General features: G+C 70.7%; 18 protein-coding genes. 9 read left to right on the forward strand and 9 right to left on the reverse strand.

The window, feature by feature from the left end:
• Nucleotides 1–117: 117 nt before the first annotated feature.
• From ACWIHT_RS06520 to ACWIHT_RS06535, 4 genes are all read left to right on the forward strand, one after another.
• A complete protein-coding gene (locus ACWIHT_RS06520) occupies nt 118–1,767 on the forward strand; it encodes a hypothetical protein (protein WP_456165057.1) in 1,650 nt (549 codons plus the stop codon).
• A 114-nt stretch (nt 1,768–1,881) separates the two neighbouring features.
• Complete coding sequence (locus tag ACWIHT_RS06525) at nt 1,882–2,829, forward strand: sortase (protein WP_456165059.1); 948 nt, start codon at nt 1,882–1,884, stop codon at nt 2,827–2,829.
• A 36-nt stretch (nt 2,830–2,865) separates the two neighbouring features.
• Nucleotides 2,866–3,735, forward strand: a complete 870-nt coding sequence (gene pstB / locus ACWIHT_RS06530) for a phosphate ABC transporter ATP-binding protein PstB (protein WP_456165061.1) — start codon at nt 2,866–2,868, stop codon at nt 3,733–3,735.
• Nucleotides 3,732–4,442 carry a hypothetical protein gene (locus ACWIHT_RS06535; protein WP_456165063.1) on the forward strand — a complete coding sequence of 237 codons (711 nt, stop codon included), beginning with the start codon at nt 3,732–3,734 and terminating at the stop codon, nt 4,440–4,442. The genes pstB and ACWIHT_RS06535 overlap by 4 nt, the downstream gene beginning before the upstream one ends.
• A gap of 37 nt (nt 4,443–4,479) precedes the next feature.
• On the opposite strand, the gene ACWIHT_RS06540 is transcribed toward ACWIHT_RS06535, so the two are convergent.
• From ACWIHT_RS06540 to ACWIHT_RS06550, 3 genes are all read right to left on the reverse strand, one after another.
• Complete coding sequence (locus ACWIHT_RS06540) at nt 4,480–6,114, reverse strand: phospho-sugar mutase (protein ID WP_456165065.1); 1,635 nt, start codon at nt 6,112–6,114, stop codon at nt 4,480–4,482.
• Nucleotides 6,115–6,200: 86 nt separating this feature from the next.
• Entirely contained in the window at nt 6,201–7,025 is an 825-nt protein-coding gene (locus tag ACWIHT_RS06545) for a purine-nucleoside phosphorylase (RefSeq protein WP_019066946.1), read from the reverse strand.
• Nucleotides 7,026–7,142: 117 nt separating this feature from the next.
• Nucleotides 7,143–7,580: a gamma-glutamylcyclotransferase gene (locus tag ACWIHT_RS06550; protein ID WP_456165067.1), complete on the reverse strand. Its 438-nt coding sequence runs from the start codon at nt 7,578–7,580 to the stop codon at nt 7,143–7,145.
• Between the two features lie 172 nt (nt 7,581–7,752).
• On the opposite strand from ACWIHT_RS06550, the gene ACWIHT_RS06555 reads away from it, so the two are divergent.
• On the forward strand, nt 7,753–9,201 hold the full coding sequence (locus ACWIHT_RS06555; protein WP_019072870.1) for an NAD(P)H-quinone dehydrogenase: 1,449 nt from the start codon (nt 7,753–7,755) through the stop codon (nt 9,199–9,201).
• Between the two features lie 164 nt (nt 9,202–9,365).
• Nucleotides 9,366–10,319, forward strand: coding sequence for a DeoR/GlpR family DNA-binding transcription regulator (locus tag ACWIHT_RS06560; RefSeq protein WP_200711661.1), 954 nt, complete (start codon nt 9,366–9,368; stop codon nt 10,317–10,319).
• 139 nt (nt 10,320–10,458) lie between these two features.
• Here the strand turns inward: ACWIHT_RS06560 and ACWIHT_RS06565 are convergent, their stop codons facing one another.
• The gene (locus tag ACWIHT_RS06565; protein WP_456165990.1) at nt 10,459–11,004 is read right to left on the reverse strand and encodes a TetR/AcrR family transcriptional regulator; all 546 of its coding nucleotides are present in this window, start codon (nt 11,002–11,004) and stop codon (nt 10,459–10,461) included.
• A gap of 161 nt (nt 11,005–11,165) precedes the next feature.
• Nucleotides 11,166–12,938 (reverse strand): acetyl/propionyl/methylcrotonyl-CoA carboxylase subunit alpha, encoded by a 1,773-nt coding sequence (locus ACWIHT_RS06570; RefSeq protein WP_456165070.1) that lies wholly within the window; start codon nt 12,936–12,938, stop codon nt 11,166–11,168.
• Between the two features lie 352 nt (nt 12,939–13,290).
• Here ACWIHT_RS06570 and ACWIHT_RS06575 point away from each other — a divergent pair, with 352 nt between their 5' ends.
• Complete coding sequence (locus tag ACWIHT_RS06575) at nt 13,291–13,797, forward strand: hypothetical protein (RefSeq protein ID WP_456165072.1); 507 nt, start codon at nt 13,291–13,293, stop codon at nt 13,795–13,797.
• Between the two features lie 3 nt (nt 13,798–13,800).
• Here ACWIHT_RS06575 and ACWIHT_RS06580 read toward each other — a convergent pair whose 3' ends face one another.
• The 4 genes from ACWIHT_RS06580 to ACWIHT_RS06595 all read right to left on the reverse strand — a co-directional run bounded on the left by ACWIHT_RS06580 (nt 13,801) and on the right by ACWIHT_RS06595 (nt 16,528).
• Nucleotides 13,801–14,421 (reverse strand): Maf family protein, encoded by a 621-nt coding sequence (locus tag ACWIHT_RS06580; protein ID WP_456165074.1) that lies wholly within the window; start codon nt 14,419–14,421, stop codon nt 13,801–13,803.
• A 36-nt stretch (nt 14,422–14,457) separates the two neighbouring features.
• A complete protein-coding gene (mmpB, locus tag ACWIHT_RS06585; RefSeq protein ID WP_388104491.1) occupies nt 14,458–14,589 on the reverse strand; it encodes a morphogenic membrane protein MmpB in 132 nt (43 codons plus the stop codon).
• 111 nt (nt 14,590–14,700) lie between these two features.
• Entirely contained in the window at nt 14,701–14,910 is a 210-nt protein-coding gene (locus ACWIHT_RS06590; RefSeq protein ID WP_456165076.1) for an acyl-CoA carboxylase subunit epsilon, read from the reverse strand.
• Between the two features lie 13 nt (nt 14,911–14,923).
• Entirely contained in the window at nt 14,924–16,528 is a 1,605-nt protein-coding gene (locus ACWIHT_RS06595; RefSeq protein ID WP_456165078.1) for an acyl-CoA carboxylase subunit beta, read from the reverse strand.
• Nucleotides 16,529–16,639: 111 nt separating this feature from the next.
• On the opposite strand from ACWIHT_RS06595, the gene ACWIHT_RS06600 reads away from it, so the two are divergent.
• Both ACWIHT_RS06600 and ACWIHT_RS06605 read left to right on the forward strand, forming a co-directional pair.
• Nucleotides 16,640–17,506, forward strand: a complete 867-nt coding sequence (locus ACWIHT_RS06600; RefSeq protein WP_456165080.1) for a biotin--[acetyl-CoA-carboxylase] ligase — start codon at nt 16,640–16,642, stop codon at nt 17,504–17,506.
• A 118-nt stretch (nt 17,507–17,624) separates the two neighbouring features.
• Nucleotides 17,625–18,779: an adenylate/guanylate cyclase domain-containing protein gene (locus ACWIHT_RS06605; protein WP_456165082.1), complete on the forward strand. Its 1,155-nt coding sequence runs from the start codon at nt 17,625–17,627 to the stop codon at nt 18,777–18,779.

Consider the following 18,779-nt stretch of genomic DNA (forward strand, 5'->3'; position numbering starts at 1 on the left):
CCGCACAACGGCCGGGCACCCACGGGTGTCCGGCCCTGTCGGCGTTATTCATCCACGACCCAAACCCCGTGGGGGGACCACCACATGACTCACCGTCTCGCACAACTCAGATCACCAGTGGCGCTGTTGACATGCTGCGCGTTGCTGTTCGCCGCCCTGGCCGGGGTGGTCGCCTTCTCGGGCCGGGCCCATGCCGCCACGGAACTGGGCAAGTTCACCGTCAGCCCGGCGACCGGCAACATCGCGGACATTCCCATGACCACGTCCGTCACGACGAGCGCCGGCTGCAACTCGACCACCGCGCAGACGACGGTGCTCAGGCTGGTGAACCCGACCACCCCGACCGCACTCCTGCCGCTGGCCCAGTCGGTGACGAAGGCCGGCGTCGGCACGGACCCGTTCACGGTGGCACTCGCGGCCACCGCGGCCAAGCCGAGCCTTCAGTCGGCCCTGACGAGCGCGGGCGTCACCGCGCCCTACGACGGCACGTACACCGTGGCCCTGATGTGCACCACCAGCACGACCGCCGACCGGTTCCTCGCCAAGATCCGGGTCACGGGCGACACCTGGTCCCTGCTCGAACAGCAGGCCACGACCCTCGCCGTGAGCGCGCCCACCGGCGTCGCCGTGGGCGGCGACCTCAAGCTCACCGCCACGGTGTCGCCAGCGGCCGCGGCCGGTTCCGTGGAGTTCAAGAACGGTGACACCTCGCTCGGCACGGCACCGGCCACGAACGGCACGGCCGAACTCACCGTCAAGGCACCCGCGATCGGCGGCCCCCTGCCGTTCAGCGGCGTGTTCACGCCCACCGATGCCGACGCCTACTCCAGCGCCTCGGCGACGGGGAGCGCGACCATCGACTACGTCGTCTCCGCCAAGGACGCCGACGGCAAGGACCTCACGGCCAAACCCACGCTGGCCATCGGCCAGAAGGTGAAGGTCACCGTCAAGGGCTTCACACCGGCGGCCGCCGTACACGTGGCCCTCAGCGGCTCCTCCGCGACCTACCCCGACGTGACCGTGAACGCCGACGGGGCCGTCGCGGACTACGCGTTCACCGTGCCCGACCAACTGCCCAACGGTGACCACAACCTTCAGTTCTCCGAGAAGTCGGGCGTGTTCGGGTCCTTCGACTTCGTCAGCACCGACGCCGCCACCTCCAGCCCCAGCCCCACCGTCACCGACGACCCCGACCTCACGGTGACCGACGAGGACGGCAACGACCTCGGCACGAACCCCGCGCTCGACGCCGGCCAGAAGGTGAAGATCACCGCCCGCGGCTACACCGCGAGCGCCGCCGTCAAGGTCACCCTCGCCGACAGCACCGCGACCTTCGCGGACGCCAAGGCCAACTCGTCCGGAACCGTGGACAGTTACGAGTTCACCGTGCCGAGCGACATCGCCGACGGCGACCACACCCTGACGCTCGCCGAGGACGCGACCGACGGCCACAGCGTCGCCTTCGCGTTCACCACCGGCGCCGCCTCCAGCGAGTCCCCCTCGCCCAGCGCGTCCGACTCGGACTCGGGCGCCACACCCACCGACGGTTCCAGCACCGGCGGTTCGGACACGGGCGGCACCACCGGCGGAGACAGCGGCACCGGCTCCTCCTCCGGCTCCGGCTCCATGGCGGCCACCGGCGCCCAGGTCGGCGCGATCGGCCTGGCCTCCCTCGCCTTCCTCGCCGCGGGTTCCGCGCTCGTCCTCCACATGCGCCGCAAGGGCCTGCTGACCTTCGGCAACGGCGACACCCCGCAACACCGCTGACCGGCCGGGCGGTTCCGGGGGCGCCCACCCCCCGCCCCCGGCCCCGCCCCACGACAGGCGCCGCACGACAGACGCCGTACGAAGGAAACCGTCCCGCTTCGAGGAGCGCACCCCGTGACCACGCTCGCCCCGCCCCCGGCCGACGCGCCCGCGCCGGCCGACGGCCCGCCACCGCCGCCCGTCCGGCCGCGCCAGGAGACCCCACGGCCCCCCGCCCGCCCCGGGCTCGCACTCGCCGGGGCGGCCGTGTGCGTCCTGGCCGCCGTGCTCCTCGGCTTCGCCGCGAACCTCACCGTCGTCGGCCACCTCCAGCACGCCCGCGACCAGCGCACCGCCTACGACGAACTCCGCAAGGAACTCGCCCTGGGCACCGCCCCGGTAGGCCAACGCGACTACGAGGGAAGGATGTTGAAGCCAGGCGCACCGGTCGCCCTCCTGCGCGTCCCCGCCCTCGGTATCAAGGAGGTCGTAGCCGAGGGCACGACCTCCGAAGTGCTCATGTCGGGGCCGGGCCACCGCCGCGACACCCCGCTGCCCGGCCAGCCCGGCACCTCGGTGATCATGGGCCGCCAATGGGGATACGGCAGCCCGTTCCTGGACCTCCACAGCCTGCCCACCGGTGCCCGCATCGAGCTGACCACCGGCCAGACCAAGGCCGTCTACGAGGTCACGGACATCCGTCGGGCAGGCGACGAACTACCCACCCCCCTGGCCCAGGGACAGGGCCGACTCACCCTGATCACCGCCACCGGAGCCCCGTACACACCGAGCGGCGTCCTGCGGGTGGACGCCAAGCTGATCACCCCCACCCAGACCGCCCCGCCGCGCGACCTGCGCCCCGGCTGGATCGCCGCCTCCGAGCAGGCACTCGGCGGCGACGACTCCGCCTGGCTCCGCGTCTTCCTCTGGTCCCAGGCCCTGCTGCTCGCCGCCCTGCTGGCAGTGGTCGCCCATCGCGTCTGGGGCCGCTGGCAGACCTGGATCTGCGCGGGCCCGCTCCTCCTGGCCCTGGGCCTCGCCGACTCCGGCGCGATCGTCTCCCTGCTGCCGAACCTTCTCTGAACGACCAAGCCCCGTACGGGAGTTGACCACACCACCATGTCCACCGACCTCACCGGGAACGCCCCCTCGGAAGCGAACCCCGACCTCACCGACACCCTCCGCCAGCCCCCGCTCACCGGCACCGGACAGGGCCCCGCGAGCCTGCGCGCCGACTCCGTCTCCGCCTGGTTCGGCGACCACAAGGTCCTCGACCAGGTCTCCCTCACCATGCCCGCCCGCGAGGTCACCGCCCTCATCGGCCCCTCCGGCTGCGGCAAGTCGACCTTCCTGCGCATCCTCAACCGCATGCACGAACTCATCGGCTCCGCCTCACTGGCCGGCCGGGTCCTCCTCGACGACCAGGACATCTACGACCGGGGCCGCCGCATCACCCACGCCCGCCGCCAGATCGGCATGGTCTTCCAGAAGCCGAACCCGTTCCCCGCCATGTCGATCTACGACAACGTCCTCGCCGGCCTCAAGCTCAACGCCATCAGGGCCACCCGCGACGGCAAGGACGACCTGGTCGAGGAGTGCCTGATCAAGGCGGGCCTGTGGAAGGAGGTCAAGGACCGCCTCCGCCAGCCCGGCGGCGCCCTCTCCGGCGGCCAGCAGCAACGCCTGTGCATCGCAAGGTCGTTGGCGGTACGCCCCCGCGTCCTCCTCATGGACGAACCCTGCTCGGCGCTCGACCCCACCTCCACCCGCCGCATCGAGGAGACCATCGCCGAGCTGAAGTCCGAGGTGACCATCGTCATCGTCACCCACAACATGCAGCAGGCCGCCCGCGTCTCGGACAGCTGCGCCTTCTTCCTCGCCTCGCAGAACACCCCCGGCGTGATCGTCGAGCACGGCGACACCCAGGCGATGTTCAACTCGCCCCAGGACGAACGGACTTCGGACTACGTGAACGGACGGTTCGGATGACGGCAGTGCGGCTCGCGGGCGTGGCCGCAGCGGCCCTGCTCCTCGTCGGCTGCGGAACCGGGGCGCGGACCACGCACGCCGCGCCCGGACCGATCGCCACGGGGACCAGGACGGCGACCGCTCCGGTGTCCCTCGCGCCGCCGGCGCCCTCCGTGTCCGCGTCGCGGTCCGCCACCGCTCCGAGCCCCCGGCCACCGATAGCGCACCCGCCCGCCCCCTCCCCGAGCGCCTCCGACAGCCGGGTCCCCGGCCCGGACCTGTCCCGCCGGACACCGATCGCCACCCCTCGCCCCACCCGGTCCACCGCACCGACCACCGACACGGCGACGACCGGACGCCCCACGACCACCACGATCCGTATCGGCGACTGGTCCTCAACGGTCGTCCGGGGCGACCAGACGGAGGTCGACGCCTGCCGGAACGCCGTACAGTGGACGGGCCCCAACATCGGCACCGAGAACGGCTACGAACTACGAACCGTGGTGATCGTCGGCCACGACTACTGCGGCTTCGACCGCTTCGCCACGCTCCGCGCAGGCACCAAGGTCACGATCGACACCCCACGAGGCACCTGGACTTACACCGTCTACGCCCACTACGTCACCCCCGGCCGTGGCGTCCCCGCCGCCGGCCTCTACTGGGGCGACCTCACCCTCCAGTCCTGCGTGGGACCGGACACGGGGTTCAGCTACCTGGTACGGGACTGAACCCCGTGCAGGGGCAAGGGAGTTGGCGGCAGGCCGCTCAGATACCGGCAGCCGCCGACAGATCGCGCTTGATCATGGCGAGGGTCTCGGCGGCCTTCGCACGGGCCACCGGGAGGTCGGCGTGCGCGGCCACGGGAACCACGACCTCCAGGTAGCACTTCAGTTTGGGCTCGGTGCCGCTGGGCCGGACGATGACACGGGCGCCGTCGAGCGTGTAACGCAGGCCGTCAGTGGGCGGAAGCGCGTCGGTACCCTCCGCCAGATCCTCGGCCTTCGTAACACGCAGACCCGCAAGCTGAGTCGGCGGCTGCTCCCGCAACCGCCGCATGGCATCGGCGATGACGGTCAAGTCCCCGACCCGCACCGACAGTTGATCGGTGGCGTGCAGACCGTGTTCGACGGCGAGATCATCGAGGAGATCCAGCAGATCACGGCCTTCCTCCTTCAACTCGGAGGCCAGCTCGGTGATCAGCAGGGCGGCGGTGATGCCGTCCTTGTCCCGCACCCCATCCGGGTCCACGCAGTAGCCGAGGGCCTCCTCATAGCCGTAGCGAAGCCCGTCCACCCGGGCGATCCACTTGAAGCCGGTGAGGGTCTCCTCGTAGGGCAGGCCCGCCTTCTCGGCGATACGGCCGAGGAGGGACGAGGAGACGATCGACTCGGCGAAGGTGCCCCGGGCGCCGCGCCGTACGAGGTGCGCGGCGAGCAGCGAGCCGACCTCGTCACCGCGGAGCATGCGCCAGTCCCCCTCGGCCTTCACGGCTACGGCGCAGCGGTCGGCGTCGGGGTCGTTGGCGATGATCAGGTCGGGTTCCGTGGCCCGGGCCCGCGCGAAGGCGAGGTCCATCGCGCCCGGCTCCTCCGGGTTGGGGAACGCGACGGTCGGGAAGTCCGGGTCGGGCTCGGCCTGTTCGGCGACGAGCACGGGTTCGGGGAACCCGGCGCGGGCGAACGCGGCCAGCAGGACGTCCTTGCCGACGCCGTGCATCGCCGTGTAGACGGTACGGGCGGTGCGGGGGGAGCCGGGGGAGAGGACGGCGTCGGTACGGGCGAGATAGGCGTCCAGGACGCCGTCGTCGAGGATCTCCCACCCGTCCTCCGGCCGGGCCACGTCGTGCAGTGAGCGGACCGCGTCGATCTCGGCGGCGATCTCCGCGTCGGCCGGAGGCACGATCTGGGAGCCGTCGCCGAGATAGACCTTGTAGCCGTTGTCCCGGGGCGGGTTGTGGCTCGCGGTGACCTCCACACCCGCGATCGCGCCCAAGTGCCTTATGGCGAAGGCGAGTACGGGGGTGGGGAGCGGCCGGGGCAGCACGGCGGCCCGCAGCCCCGCGCCGGTCATCACGGCGGCGGTGTCGCGGGCGAAGTCCGCGGACTTGTGCCGGGCGTCGTAGCCGATGACGACGACTCCGTCGGTGTGGCCGTGGTGCTTGAGGTACGCGGCGAGTCCGGCGGCGGCGCGGATGACGACGGCGCGGTTCATCCGCATGGGTCCGGCACCGAGTTCGCCGCGGAGGCCGGCGGTGCCGAACTGGAGAGTGCCGCCGAAGCGCTCCGCGAGTTCCGTGACGTCCCCGGCGTCGATGAGCTTCCCCAGCTCCTCGCGGGTGTCCGCGTCGGGGTCCTCGGCGAGCCAGGTCTTGGCCCGCGCGATGAGATCGTCGTCGTGCACGTCAGGTCAACCTCTCGTGGTGTGGTGTGCGTCAGCTTCTCGACCGACCGAGACGGGCGGCGGGTGGGCAAACTCCTGGGCGGTGCCTACAGCCGACCCAGCACCTGGGCCAACAGCGAGCCCATCTGCGTAGCGGAGTCCCGCCCGGCCTGGAGAACCTCCTCGTGGTTCAGCGGTTCCCCCGTCATCCCCGCGGCAAGGTTGGTCACCAGGGAGATACCCAGCACCTCCGCACCCGCCTCACGCGCGGCAATGGCCTCCAGCACCGTGGACATCCCCACCAGGTCCGCCCCGATCACCCGAGCCATCCGAATCTCCGCCGGAGTCTCATAGTGCGGCCCGGGGAACTGGGCGTAGACACCCTCCTCCAGACCAGGGTCGATCTCCTTGCACAGCGCCCGCAGCCGCGGCGAGTACAGATCCGTCAAGTCGACGAAGTTCGCACCGATGATCGGGGAGGCGGCCGTGAGATTGATGTGGTCGCTGATCAGCACGGGCTGCCCAGGCCGCATACCCTCACGCAGCCCCCCGCAGCCGTTGGTCAGCACGATGGTCTTGCAGCCCGCGGCGACGGCGGTACGAACCCCGTGCGCGACGGCGGCGACACCGCGCCCCTCGTAGTAGTGGGTACGGCCGAGGAAGACGAGCGCGCGCTTGTCACCGATGGCGTACGAGCGGACCCGCCCGCCATGGCCCTCGACGGCCGGCGGCGGGAATCCGGGCAGCTCGGTGACGGGAAAGTCGGCCTCGGGTACGCCGAGGGCGTCGACGGCCGGCCCCCAGCCGGAGCCCATCACGAGAGCGACGTCGTGGGTCTCGGCGCCCGTCAGTTCGCGCAGGCGCGTGGCGGCGGCGTCAGCGGCGGCGTGGGGGTCGCCCTGGATGTCGTCCGGAAGAAGAGATGCGTTCACGCGGTTGAGGGTAGCTGGTCTGGGCCTACGCGCGTAGATGACAGAGCTCACGGGATTGCGATCGTTGTCTTGTCGTTTCCAACGAGACCCGCGACGGGCGTTATGTGTGGGAAGCCCTCAGCAGGGCCGCTTCCGCAGCTCCATCACATAGTCGTGGGGTGCCCCGGCCGACTCGGCGGCGTCCGCGAGTTCGCCGAGGTAGCGGGCGGACGGGAGTCCCCCCTCATAACCGTTGAGGACGTACAGCCAGACGGGTTCCTCGCCCTCAAGGGTGTGCACCCGGACCCGCATGCGCCGGTAGACGTCGAGGCCGACGCCCTCCCACCGGTCCATGGACTCCTCGTCGGGCGGCGCGATCTCGTACAGCGCGACGAAGACCTGCGAGCGCGGCGCCTCCACGATGGTCGCGAGCGCGCCCTCCCAGCCCATGTGCTCACCGCCGAAGGTCAGCCGCCATCCGTTCAGCCAGCCCGTGGCGCGCAACGGCGAGTGCGGGGCGCGGCGGGTCATCAGCCGCGCGTCGAGATTGCCGGCGTACGCGGCGTAGAGCGACATGCTCCGAGAGTACGGCAGCGAACCCACCCGCCACTCCCGTAACCGGCGGTACTCAGGACACCCGCGTACGGCACCGACCCACAACGAACCGCAGGCGATCCACACCGAACGGACCGGCGAACCACGCACCCCCGCCGCCCCCGGGCGGAAGCATCTTGAAGCGTGCGGGACAATGGGGTACGTGACTCGGATCGTGATCATCGGTGGCGGACCCGGCGGCTATGAAGCGGCGCTGGTGGCAGCGCAGCTCGGCGCGGAGGTGACCGTCGTCGACTGCGACGGTCTGGGCGGGGCGTCGGTGCTGACCGACTGCGTGCCGTCGAAGACCCTTATCGCGACGGCCGAGGTGATGACCACCTTCGACTCGTCGTACGAGGAACTCGGCATCATCGTGGCCGACGACACTCCACCCCTGGAACAGGCGGCAAGGGTCGTCGGCGTCGACCTCGGCAAGGTGAACCGCCGTGTGAAGCGCCTGGCGCTGGCCCAGTCGCACGACATCACCGCGTCCGTGACCCGAGCGGGCGCCCGTGTCATGCGCGGCCGTGGCCGGCTCGACGGCATGCAGGCGATCGACGGTTCCCGCAAGGTGATCGTGAAGGCGGCCGACGGCACCGAGGAGACCCTGGTCGCGGACGCCGTCCTCATCGCGACCGGCGGCCACCCCCGCGAACTGGACGACGCCCGCCCCGACGGCGAGCGCATCCTGAACTGGACCCAGGTCTACGACCTCACCGAACTCCCCGAAGAGCTGATCGTGGTCGGCTCCGGTGTCACCGGCGCCGAGTTCGCCGGCGCCTACCAGGCCCTGGGCTCCAAGGTCACCCTCGTCTCCTCCCGCGACCGCGTCCTGCCGGGCGAGGACCCGGACGCCGCCGCCGTACTCGAAGACGTCTTCCGGCGCCGCGGCATGAACGTGATGGCCCGCTCCCGCGCCCAGTCCGCCAAGCGGGTCGGCGACAAGGTGGAGGTCGTCCTGGCCGACGGCCGAGTCATCACCGGCTCACACTGCCTCATGGCGGTCGGCGCCATCCCGAACTCCGCGGGCATGGGCCTGGAGGAGGCGGGCGTCAGGCTGCGCGACTCGGGCCACATCTGGACCGACAAGGTCTCCCGTACGACCGCCCCAGGCGTCTACGCGGCCGGTGACGTCACCGGCATCTTCGCGCTGGCCTCGGTGGCCGCGATGCAGGGCCGTATCGCGATGTACCACTTCCTCGGCGACGCGGTGGCCCCGCTCAACCTGAAGACGGTCTCCTCGAACGTCTTCACCGACCCCGAGATCGCCACGGTCGGCTACTCCCAGGCCGACGTCGACGCAGGCAAGATCGACGCCCGAGTGGTGAAGCTCCCCCTCCTCCGCAACCCGCGCGCGAAGATGCAGGGCATCAGGGACGGCTTCGTCAAGATCTTCTGCCGTCCGGGCACGGGGATCATCGTCGGCGGTGTGGTCGTGGCCCCCCGAGCCTCGGAACTGATCCACCCGATTTCGATCGCCGTGGACAACAACCTGACGGTCGAACAGATCGCGAACGCCTTCACCGTCTACCCGTCCCTTTCGGGCTCGATCGCCGAGGTGGCCCGACAGTTGCACACCCGCAAGGCGACGGGCGAAGTCTGAGGCCGCACCGACTCCCCGCTGGTCACGGGGAGTTGCCGCCCATTCGTACGGCATAGGCGCGAGGACTAACCCCTATACCACTTCTCGCCCCCCTGTGCGAACAACTTCTGCTATTCACCGCAAACAGCTGAAAGCAGACGGTCGTTGGGGTTACTGTCAGTTTCGTGTTCGCTGCAGAACGTCGCCAATTGATCCTCGAAATGGTGCGAGCGAATGGGGCTGTATCGCTCCGTGAGCTCGCCCGCGTCGTCCAGACCTCCGAAGTGACCGTACGGCGGGACGTGCGCGCACTGGAGGCAGAAGGACTCCTCGACCGCCGGCACGGCGGTGCGGTATTGCCGGGCGGGTTCACGCGGGAGTCCGGCTTTCCGCAGAAATCGCATCTCGCGACCGCCGAGAAGACGGCCATCGCCGATCTCGCCGCGAGCTTCGTCGAAGAGGGCGAAGCGATCGTGGTAGGGGCGGGTACCACCACACAGGAGCTGGCCCGCCGGCTCGCCCGGGTACCCGGACTGACCGTAGTCACCAACTCCCTTCTGGTGGCCCAGGCGTTGGCCCATGCCAACCGCGTGGAGGTCGTGATGACCGGGGGCACCCTGCGCGGTTCCAACTACGCGCTGGTGGGCAGCGGGGCCGAGCAGTCCCTCCAGGGGCTGCGCGTCTCCCGGGCCTTCCTCTCCGGAAGCGGGCTGACCGCCGAGCGCGGGCTCTCCACGTCCAACATGCTCTCGGCGTCCGTCGACCGCGCGCTCGTCCAGGCGGCGGCCGAGGTCGTCGTCCTGGCCGACCACACCAAGCTCGGTACGGACACCATGTTCCAGACCGTGCCCACGGACGTGATCACCCGCCTGGTCACCGACGAACCCCCGGGCCACGACGACCGCGCGGCAACGGAGTTGCAGGCGCTGGCCGACCAGGGGGTGCAGATCGCCGTGGCCGGCGCGGCGGGAGGCCAGGGGGGTGATCAGACCCCGACGCGGGAACAACGCCGCCGGGACGTACCCCTTCCGGCACCGCGACGGGGTCAAGTACCGGGGCTGCGCTCGGCGGGCGTACTGACGGGTGAGTCCCCGGAGCGGGAACGCGCGGCGAGGGTGGCGGATCTGCGCAGGCGTTGATCGGCGCGGATTTCGGCTGCGGCGCCGTCGTGGCTGGTCGCGCAGTTCCCCGCGCCCCTAAAAGGTCGGACCAGCTGAGCCGCTTTTAAGGGGCGCGGGGAACTGCGCGACCAGCCCCCACCGGCCCGCAGACGAATCTCTACGGCTTCAACCCCCGCAAGGTCAACGTCAGCAACCTGTCCGCCAGTTCAGGATCCCCGGGATTCCCCTCCGCGGCGAGCGCAATCGCATGCGTCAGCTGAAGCAGGTCACCGATCTCGACGTCACCACGCACGTCACCGGCGTCCTGCGCCCTGGACAGCAACGCACCCCCCGCTTCCCGGATAGGGCTGCTGCACCGGGCCAGGGCAGACGTCTCGTCCTGGCCCACCGCCATCAACGCCCGTGAAAGCCCCCGGTATTCACTCGCGTGGGTCACCATCTCCCGCAGCCAGGTCACCAGTGCCGCACACGGCTGCGGAGCGTCCCGCAACTCCCGTGAACGCGCGAGGAGTTCACCCACCGCGTCCTCGAACACCGCGCTCATCAGGGCCTGTCGGTTCGGGAAGTGGCGATACAGCGTGCCGATGCCGACGCCCGCGCGCCGGGCCACGTCCTCCAGGGACGCGTCCGTGCCGTGCGCGGCGAACGACACGCGCGCCTCGGTGAGCAGCCGCTCATAGTTGCGGCGGGCGTCGGCACGCAGCCCCGCCGGCGGCCTGGCCGTGTCAGCCACGGTTCCCACCTGCCCTCCTCGGCGCGACAAGGCGCGATACAGCGAGATACGGCGCTGTCCCGTCACAGTACAGAGGTGCCCGGCGGACAGGCTGTTCCTGTCGGCCGGGCACCCCTGGACGTACCGCCGGATCAGTCCTTGATCTCGCAGATCGCGGCGCCGGACGTGATGGACGCACCGACCTCCGCGCCGAGGCCCTTGATCGTGCCGGACTTGTGCGCGTTCAGCGGCTGTTCCATCTTCATCGCTTCGAGTACGACGATGAGGTCGCCCTCCTTGACCTCCTGGCCCTCCTCGACCGCGACCTTGACGATCGTGCCCTGCATGGGCGAGGCGAGGGTGTCGCCGGAGGCGACGGGCCCGGACTTCTTGGCCGCCCGGCGCTTCGGCTTGGCTCCCGCCGCGAGCCCGGTGCGGGCCAGCGACATCCCCAGCGAGACGGGCAGGGAGACCTCAAGGCGCTTGCCGCCGACCTCGACGACGATCGTCTCGCGGTCCGCGTCCTCGTCCGCCTCGGCGTCCGTGGGAGCCGCGAAGGGCTTGATCTCGTTGACGAACTCGGTCTCGATCCACCGCGTGTGGACCGTGAACGGCTCGGCGGAGCCGGTGAGTTCGGGAGCGAACGCCGGGTCCTTCACCACCGCGCGGTGGAAGGGGATCGCCGTGGCCATGCCCTCGACCCGGAACTCCTCCAGCGCCCGCGCCGCCCGCTGCAACGCCTGTTCACGCGTCGCGCCGGTGACGATCAGCTTGGCCAGCAGCGAGTCCCACGCCGGGCCGATCACCGAGCCCGACTCGACACCGGCGTCCAGCCGGACACCCGGCCCGGACGGCGCGTCGAACGTGGTGACGGTACCGGGCGCGGGCAGGAAACCGCGGCCCGGGTCCTCGCCGTTGATGCGGAACTCGAAGGAGTGGCCGCGCAGTTCGGGATCGCCGTAACCGAGTTCCTCGCCGTCCGCGACACGGAACATCTCGCGCACGAGGTCGATGCCGGCGACCTCCTCGGTGACCGGGTGCTCCACCTGGAGGCGGGTGTTGACCTCAAGGAAGGAGATCGTGCCGTCCTGCCCGACGAGGAACTCGACGGTCCCGGCGCCGACGTAGCCGGCCTCCTTCAGGATCGCCTTGGAGGAGGAGTACAGCTCGGCGACCTGCTCGTCCGACAGGAACGGCGCGGGCGCCTCCTCGACCAGCTTCTGGTGGCGGCGCTGGAGGGAGCAGTCACGCGTCGACACGACGACCACGTTGCCGTGGGTGTCGGCGAGGCACTGGGTCTCCACGTGCCGGGGCTTGTCGAGGTAGCGCTCGACGAAGCACTCGCCGCGACCGAAGGCGGCGACCGCCTCGCGGACCGCGGAGTCGTACAGCTCGGGAACCTCTTCGAGCGTGCGGGCCACCTTCAGACCGCGACCGCCGCCACCGAAGGCGGCCTTGATCGCGATGGGCAGCCCGTGCTGCTCGGCGAACGCGACGACCTCGTCCGCGCCCGACACCGGGTCCGGCGTACCGGCCACCAGCGGGGCACCGGCGCGCTGCGCGATGTGCCGGGCGGCGACCTTGTCACCGAGGTCCCGGATCGCCTGCGGCGGCGGACCGATCCAGACCAGGTCGGCGTCCAGCACCGCCTGCGCGAACTCCGCGTTCTCGGACAGGAAGCCGTAGCCGGGGTGGACGGCGTCGGCACCGGACTCGCGGGCCGCGTTCAGGACCTTGTCGATGTCCAGGTAGCTGCTCGCCGGTGTGTCACCGCCCAGGGCGAACGCCTCATCCGCGGCGCGGACATGCAGAGCGTCCCGGTCCGGGTCGGCGTATACGGCCACGCTCGCGATCCCGGCATCCCGGCAGGCCCGGGCAACGCGGACAGCGATTTCGCCACGATTGGCGATGAGCACCTTGCGCACGATTGAGGCTCCCTCCTTGAAACAAGCCGAGTTTAGGGACTGCCGACACGGCGCATCGACCCGTCCCCTGTGGTGAGCTTGCCCACACGGAGCGTGATACGGGGCCCGCTCGACCCGCGAAATCCCTTGTCGCACCTCGGTACGCAGGACTCCTCTGAGAAACCCTAGCCCTCCGGTGTGGTCAAGGTCTCTGTGAGAGCGTGCCGCGCGCCACGCCGTTTCTTTGTGGAGTCCCTACGAATGGCCCAATGATTCTTTGCCCCTGACACAACCCTTGTCCCGTGGTTTACCCGTTAGTAGCGTTCGGGGTGTCTCGAACGGAAGTGGGTGGGGGCCGGTGGTGCGCAGACCGGTGGCATGGATCTTGGCGGTCGTCCTCTTCGTGGAGGCCTTCGGAGTGGCCGCGCTGAACTGGTTCCTGGGGATCGTCGCCGACCGCCAGAACATGTCCCTGGCCGGTATCGACCCGGACGCGATGTCCGTCTCCTCGAAGATCGGCGGAGTCGTCTTCGGCCTCTACTTCCTGCTGTGCGCCGTGGTCGCCCTGCTGGTCGCGGTCCGCGACCGGGCCCCGGCCGGCGTCGGCCGCATCCTGCTGATCAGCGTGGCCGTGGTGCACGGGCTGCTGGGCGCGTTCGCCTGGGCCATGGTGGAGGACAAGGCCGCGTTCGTGTTCCTGGTGGTGGTGCTCGGCCTCGTCGTCCTGCTCCTGATGACCTACGACCGTCTGGAGAGGCCCTCGGACGCGGCACCGACACGGACACCGGCACCGGGCGGCCCGGACGGCCCCAAGGACCCCGAGCGGCCCGACAAGGACCCGGCGCCGATCACTCCGCCACCGGCCCCGAGCCCCTCCTGATCGCTACTTCTCCCGGGGCGCCCACAACTCCGTGATGCCGACGCCCAGTTGACCCAGCAGGCGCCGAACGAGCGGCAGGCTGATGCCGATCACGTTGCCGTGGTCGCCGTCGATGCCCTCGATGAACGGTGCCGAACGCCCGTCGAGCGTGAACGCCCCTGCCACATAAAGGGGTTCGCCCGAGGCGACGTACGCGGCGACCTCTGCGTCGGTCGGCTCGCCGAAGCGGACGACGGTCGACGCGGTCGCCGACACGTACCGGCCGCTCGTCGTGTCGTAGACGCAGTGGCCGGTCTGGAGTGTGCCCGCCCGGCCGCGCATCGCCTTCCAGCGGGCGGTGGCCTCCTCGGCGTCGGCGGGCTTGCCGAGGGCTTCGCCGTCGAGGTCGAGCACGGAGTCGCAGCCGATCACCAGGGCGCCCTGCACCTCCGGGCGGGCGGCCACGACGGAGGCCTTCGCCTCGGCGAGCGCGAGCGCCAGTTCGGCGGGAGTGGGGGCTGAGATCGCGTCCTCGTCCACCCCGCTCACGATCACCTCGGGGTCCAGTCCCGCCTGGCGCAGGAGTCCCAGCCGGGCGGGGGACTGAGAGGCGAGCACGAGGCGGCGGCGCGGCTGATCTGTCATACGACCAGGGTATCGGCGGCGCCCCCGCCGCTTGCCTCAGCCCGAGAGTCCGATCACGATCATCGCCAGGACCATCGCGAGTGCCATGAGTATGCCGAGCCGCCGCAACATGACCTGCGTCTCCCGCAGTTCCTCGGGAGGCTCGTCATCGGGGTCGGACCACAACATGTCACCAGCGTGCGGCTTGGCAGGGGCGCGGCGCCTGAGTACGGGTACTTAAATTCTTGCCCGCGATTGTGGTGCTGTGCGCGGTTCCCCGCGCCCCTGAAAAATGACCGCTCAGCCGGGCCAGAAAGTGCGGGTCCATGAGCTGGGCCCTGGGATCGGCAGCCTCGCGCCCGCGATCCTCGACGGGTCCGACCACGCGTCCCGCTGCCTCGGGGCGCCGGACGGCGTGGTCGTCGCCGCCGCGGCGCGGGCCCTGACCACCGCCAGGGCGGCGGCCAGCTCCTCCGGGGTCGGGTTGCCTCTTACGACTTTGATGTTCATGGAGGCGGCTCCTCTACAGGGGGATGTTGCCGTGCTTCTTGGGGGGCAACGACTCGCGCTTGGTGCGGAGTTGGCGTAGGCCCCGGACCACGTGGCGGCGGGTGTCGGAGGGGAGGACGACCGCGTCGATGTAGCCGCGCTCGGCCGCGATGTAGGGGTTGAGGAGGGTGTCCTCGTACTCCTGGATGAGGCGGGCGCGCACCGCGTCCAGGTCCTCGCCGGCGGCCTCCGCCTCGGCGAGCGTGCGGCGGTGCAGGATGTTGACCGCGCCCTGGGCGCCCATGACGGCGATCTGGGCGGTCGGCCAGGCGAGGTTGAGATCGGCGCCCAGGTGCTTGGAGCCCATGACGTCGTAGGCGCCGCCGAAGGCCTTGCGGGTGATGACCGTGATGAGCGGGACCGTGGCCTCCGCGTACGCGTAGATCAGCTTCGCGCCCCTGCGGATGATGCCGTAGTGCTCCTGGTCGACGCCCGGGAGGAAGCCGGGGACGTCGACGAAGGTGAGGACCGGGACGTTGAACGCGTCGCAGGTGCGGACGAAGCGCGCCGCCTTCTCGGACGCGTCGATGTCCAGGCAACCCGCGAACTGCATCGGCTGGTTGGCGACGATGCCCACCGGGCGGCCCTCGACCCGGCCGAAACCGGTGAGGATGTTCGGTGCGAACAGCGCCTGCGTCTCGAAGAACTCGGCGTCGTCCAGGACGTGTTCGATCACCGTGTGCATGTCGTACGGCTGGTTCGCGCTGTCCGGGACCAGGGTGTCCAGTTCGCGGTCCTCGTCCGTGACGGCGAGGTCCGCCTCCTCGGGGAAGGCGGGGGGTTCACTGAGGTTGTTGGACGGGAGGTACGACAGCAGTTGCTTGACGTACTCGATGGCGTCCTTCTCGTCGCCCGCCATGTGATGGGCCACGCCCGAGACCGAGTTGTGGGTGCGCGCGCCGCCCAGCTCCTCGAAGCCGACGTCCTCGCCGGTGACCGTCTTGATGACGTCCGGTCCTGTGATGAACATGTGCGAGGTCTGGTCGACCATCACCGTGAAGTCGGTGATCGCGGGGGAGTAGACCGCGCCGCCCGCGCACGGGCCCACGACGAGGGAGATCTGCGGGATCACGCCGCTCGCGTGGGTGTTGCGGCGGAAGATCTCGCCGTACGCCCCGAGCGAGGCCACGCCCTCCTGGATGCGGGCGCCGCCCGAGTCGTTGATGCCGATGACCGGGCAGCCGGTCTTCAGCGCGAAGTCCATCACCTTGACGATCTTCTGGCCGTAGACCTCGCCCAGGGCGCCGCCGAAGACCGTGAAGTCCTGGGAGAACACGGCGATGGGGCGGCCGTCGACCGTGCCGTAGCCGGAGACGACACCGTCGCCGTAGGGGCGGTTCTTCTCCAGGCCGAAGTCCGTGGACCGGTGCCGGGTGAACTCGTCGAACTCGACGAAGGAGTCCTCGTCGAGGAGCAGCTCGATCCGCTCACGGGCCGTCAACTTGCCCTTGGCGTGCTGCTTTTCGACCGCTCGTGCCGAGCCCGCGTGCGTCGCCTCCTGGGTGCGGCGCCGAAGATCCGCGATCTTCCCGGCGGTGGTGTGGATGTCGATCTCTTGAGGCGCTTCCGGCTCGGACATCGGGATTACGGCTCCCTGCCTGCTCAAAAGGGGGGACGGTTACTCATTCGTAGAGTAGTGGCGGGCCTACCGATCGGCAGTGCGGCGTACAACACACCTAGGGTGGCTTGCATGACGCCGCGAGATGCCTCAGACGAGAACAGCAGCCGTTGGTCCGATCTGGACCGGCCGCCCCTCAACGCCGGTGCGCTGGGGCGCGGGCTGGTCCGGGCGGGCGGGCTGTGGACCGGTGTGGAGGTCGTGCAGTCCACCGGTTCCACCAACTCCGACCTCGTCGCCCTGGCCGCCGCGGGCAAGGCGGCCGAAGGCACCGTCCTGGTCGCCGAGGAGCAGACCTCCGGGCGCGGGCGCCTCGACCGGCAGTGGACGGCACCGGCCCGCTCGGGACTTTTCTTCTCCGTGCTGCTGGCGCCGGGCGACGTCCCCGTCTCCCGCTGGGGCTGGCTCCCGCTGCTGACCGGTGTCGCCGTCGCGACGGGCCTCTCCCGGGCGGCCGGCGTCGATACGGCACTCAAGTGGCCCAACGACCTGCTGGTGACTGTCGGTGGCGAGGAACGCAAGGCCGGCGGCATCCTCGCCGAGCGCGCCGGGGACGACGCCGTGATCGTCGGCGTCGGCATCAACGTCACCCTCCGCGAGGACGAGCTGCCCGTGCCGCAGGCGGCCTCCCTGGCCCTGGCCGGGGCCGTCACCACGGACCGCGACCCCCTGCTGCGGGCGGTCCTGCGGTCCCTGGAGCACTGGTACGACAAGTGGCGCGCGGCGGGCGGGGACCCGGTGGAGAGCGGCCTCCAGGAGACCTACGCGGCCGGCTGCGCCACGCTCGGCCGGACCGTACGGGCCGAACTGCCCGGGGACCGGTCCATCACCGGGGAGGCCGTCGCCATCGACGGGGACGGGCGGCTGGTGCTCGCGACCGAGGACGGCGTGCAGGAGCCCGTGGGGGCGGGCGACATCGTGCATCTGCGCCCCGCGTGACCCCGACCGCTCTTGTGGCGGCTTTGTCCGTGTGACTCACGGAGTGAGCTGGCCCACACCTGCCGTAGCATTGGGCCCGGTCGATACCTGACCGTGGCAGATCGGAAGGGCAGCAGGCGTGACCGTCGACGACACGGGCTCCGGCGCGGACGCGGACGGCCGGGTGGACCCCGATGCCGCCGGTGGCCGGGACGACCCCTATGCCGCCGATCCCGGCGAAGACCCCCTCGCGCTGCGCCTCGAAGGGCTCATCCTGGGCGCGGAGCGCCGCTACACCCCGTTCCAGGCGGCCCGTACCGCCGGTGTCTCCATGGAGCTGGCCACCCGTTTCTGGCGCGCCATGGGCTTCGCCGACGTCGGTCAGGCCAAGGCGTTCACGGAGGCGGACGTCCTCGCGCTGCGCCGCCTGGCCGGTCTCGTCGAGGCGGGGCTGCTCAGCGAGGCGATGGCCGTGCAGGTGGCCCGTTCCACCGGGCAGACCACCGCGCGGCTGGCCGGCTGGCAGATGGACTCGTTCCTGGAGGGCCTGACCGAGCCGCCCGAGCCCGGGATGTCCCGCACCGAGGTGACGTACCCGATCATCGAGCTGCTGCTGCCCGAGCTGGAGGAGTTCCTCGTCTATGTGTGGCGGCGCCAGCTCGCCGCCTCGGCCGGCCGGGTCGTCCAGGCCAGTGACGACGAGGAGATGGTCGACCGGCGCCTCGCGGTGGGCTTCGCCGACCTGGTGGGCTTCACGCGGCTGACCCGTCGTATGGAGGAAGAGGAACTCGGCGAACTGGTCGAGGCGTTCGAGACCACCGCCGCCGACCTCGTGGCCGCGCGCGGCGGTCGGCTCATCAAGACCCTGGGCGACGAGGTGCTGTTCTCCGCGGACGACGCCGGGGTCGCCGCCGAGATCGCGCTGCGCCTGATCGAGACCATGGCCCACGACGAGACCATGCCCGAACTCCGTGTCGGCATCGCCTTCGGCACGGTCACGACCCGCATGGGCGACGTCTTCGGCACGACCGTGAACCTCGCCTCGCGGCTCACCTCGATAGCCCCCCGTGACGCCGTCCTCGTGGACAGCGCCTTCGCCGAGGAGCTGATCCGCAGCGGCGAGGCGCCCGCGTCCGAGGCGGAGGCGGCCGAGGCCGCGGCGACCGCGGAGAAGGAGGGCGAGGAGCCCCCGACGTACCGTTTCGCGCTCCAGCCGATGTGGCAGCGGCCCGTGCGCGGCCTGGGCGTGGTGGAGCCCTGGCTGCTGACCCGCCGGGACTCGGCCCCGGCGTAG

The organism is Streptomyces sp. NPDC002276, from assembly GCF_053891435.1.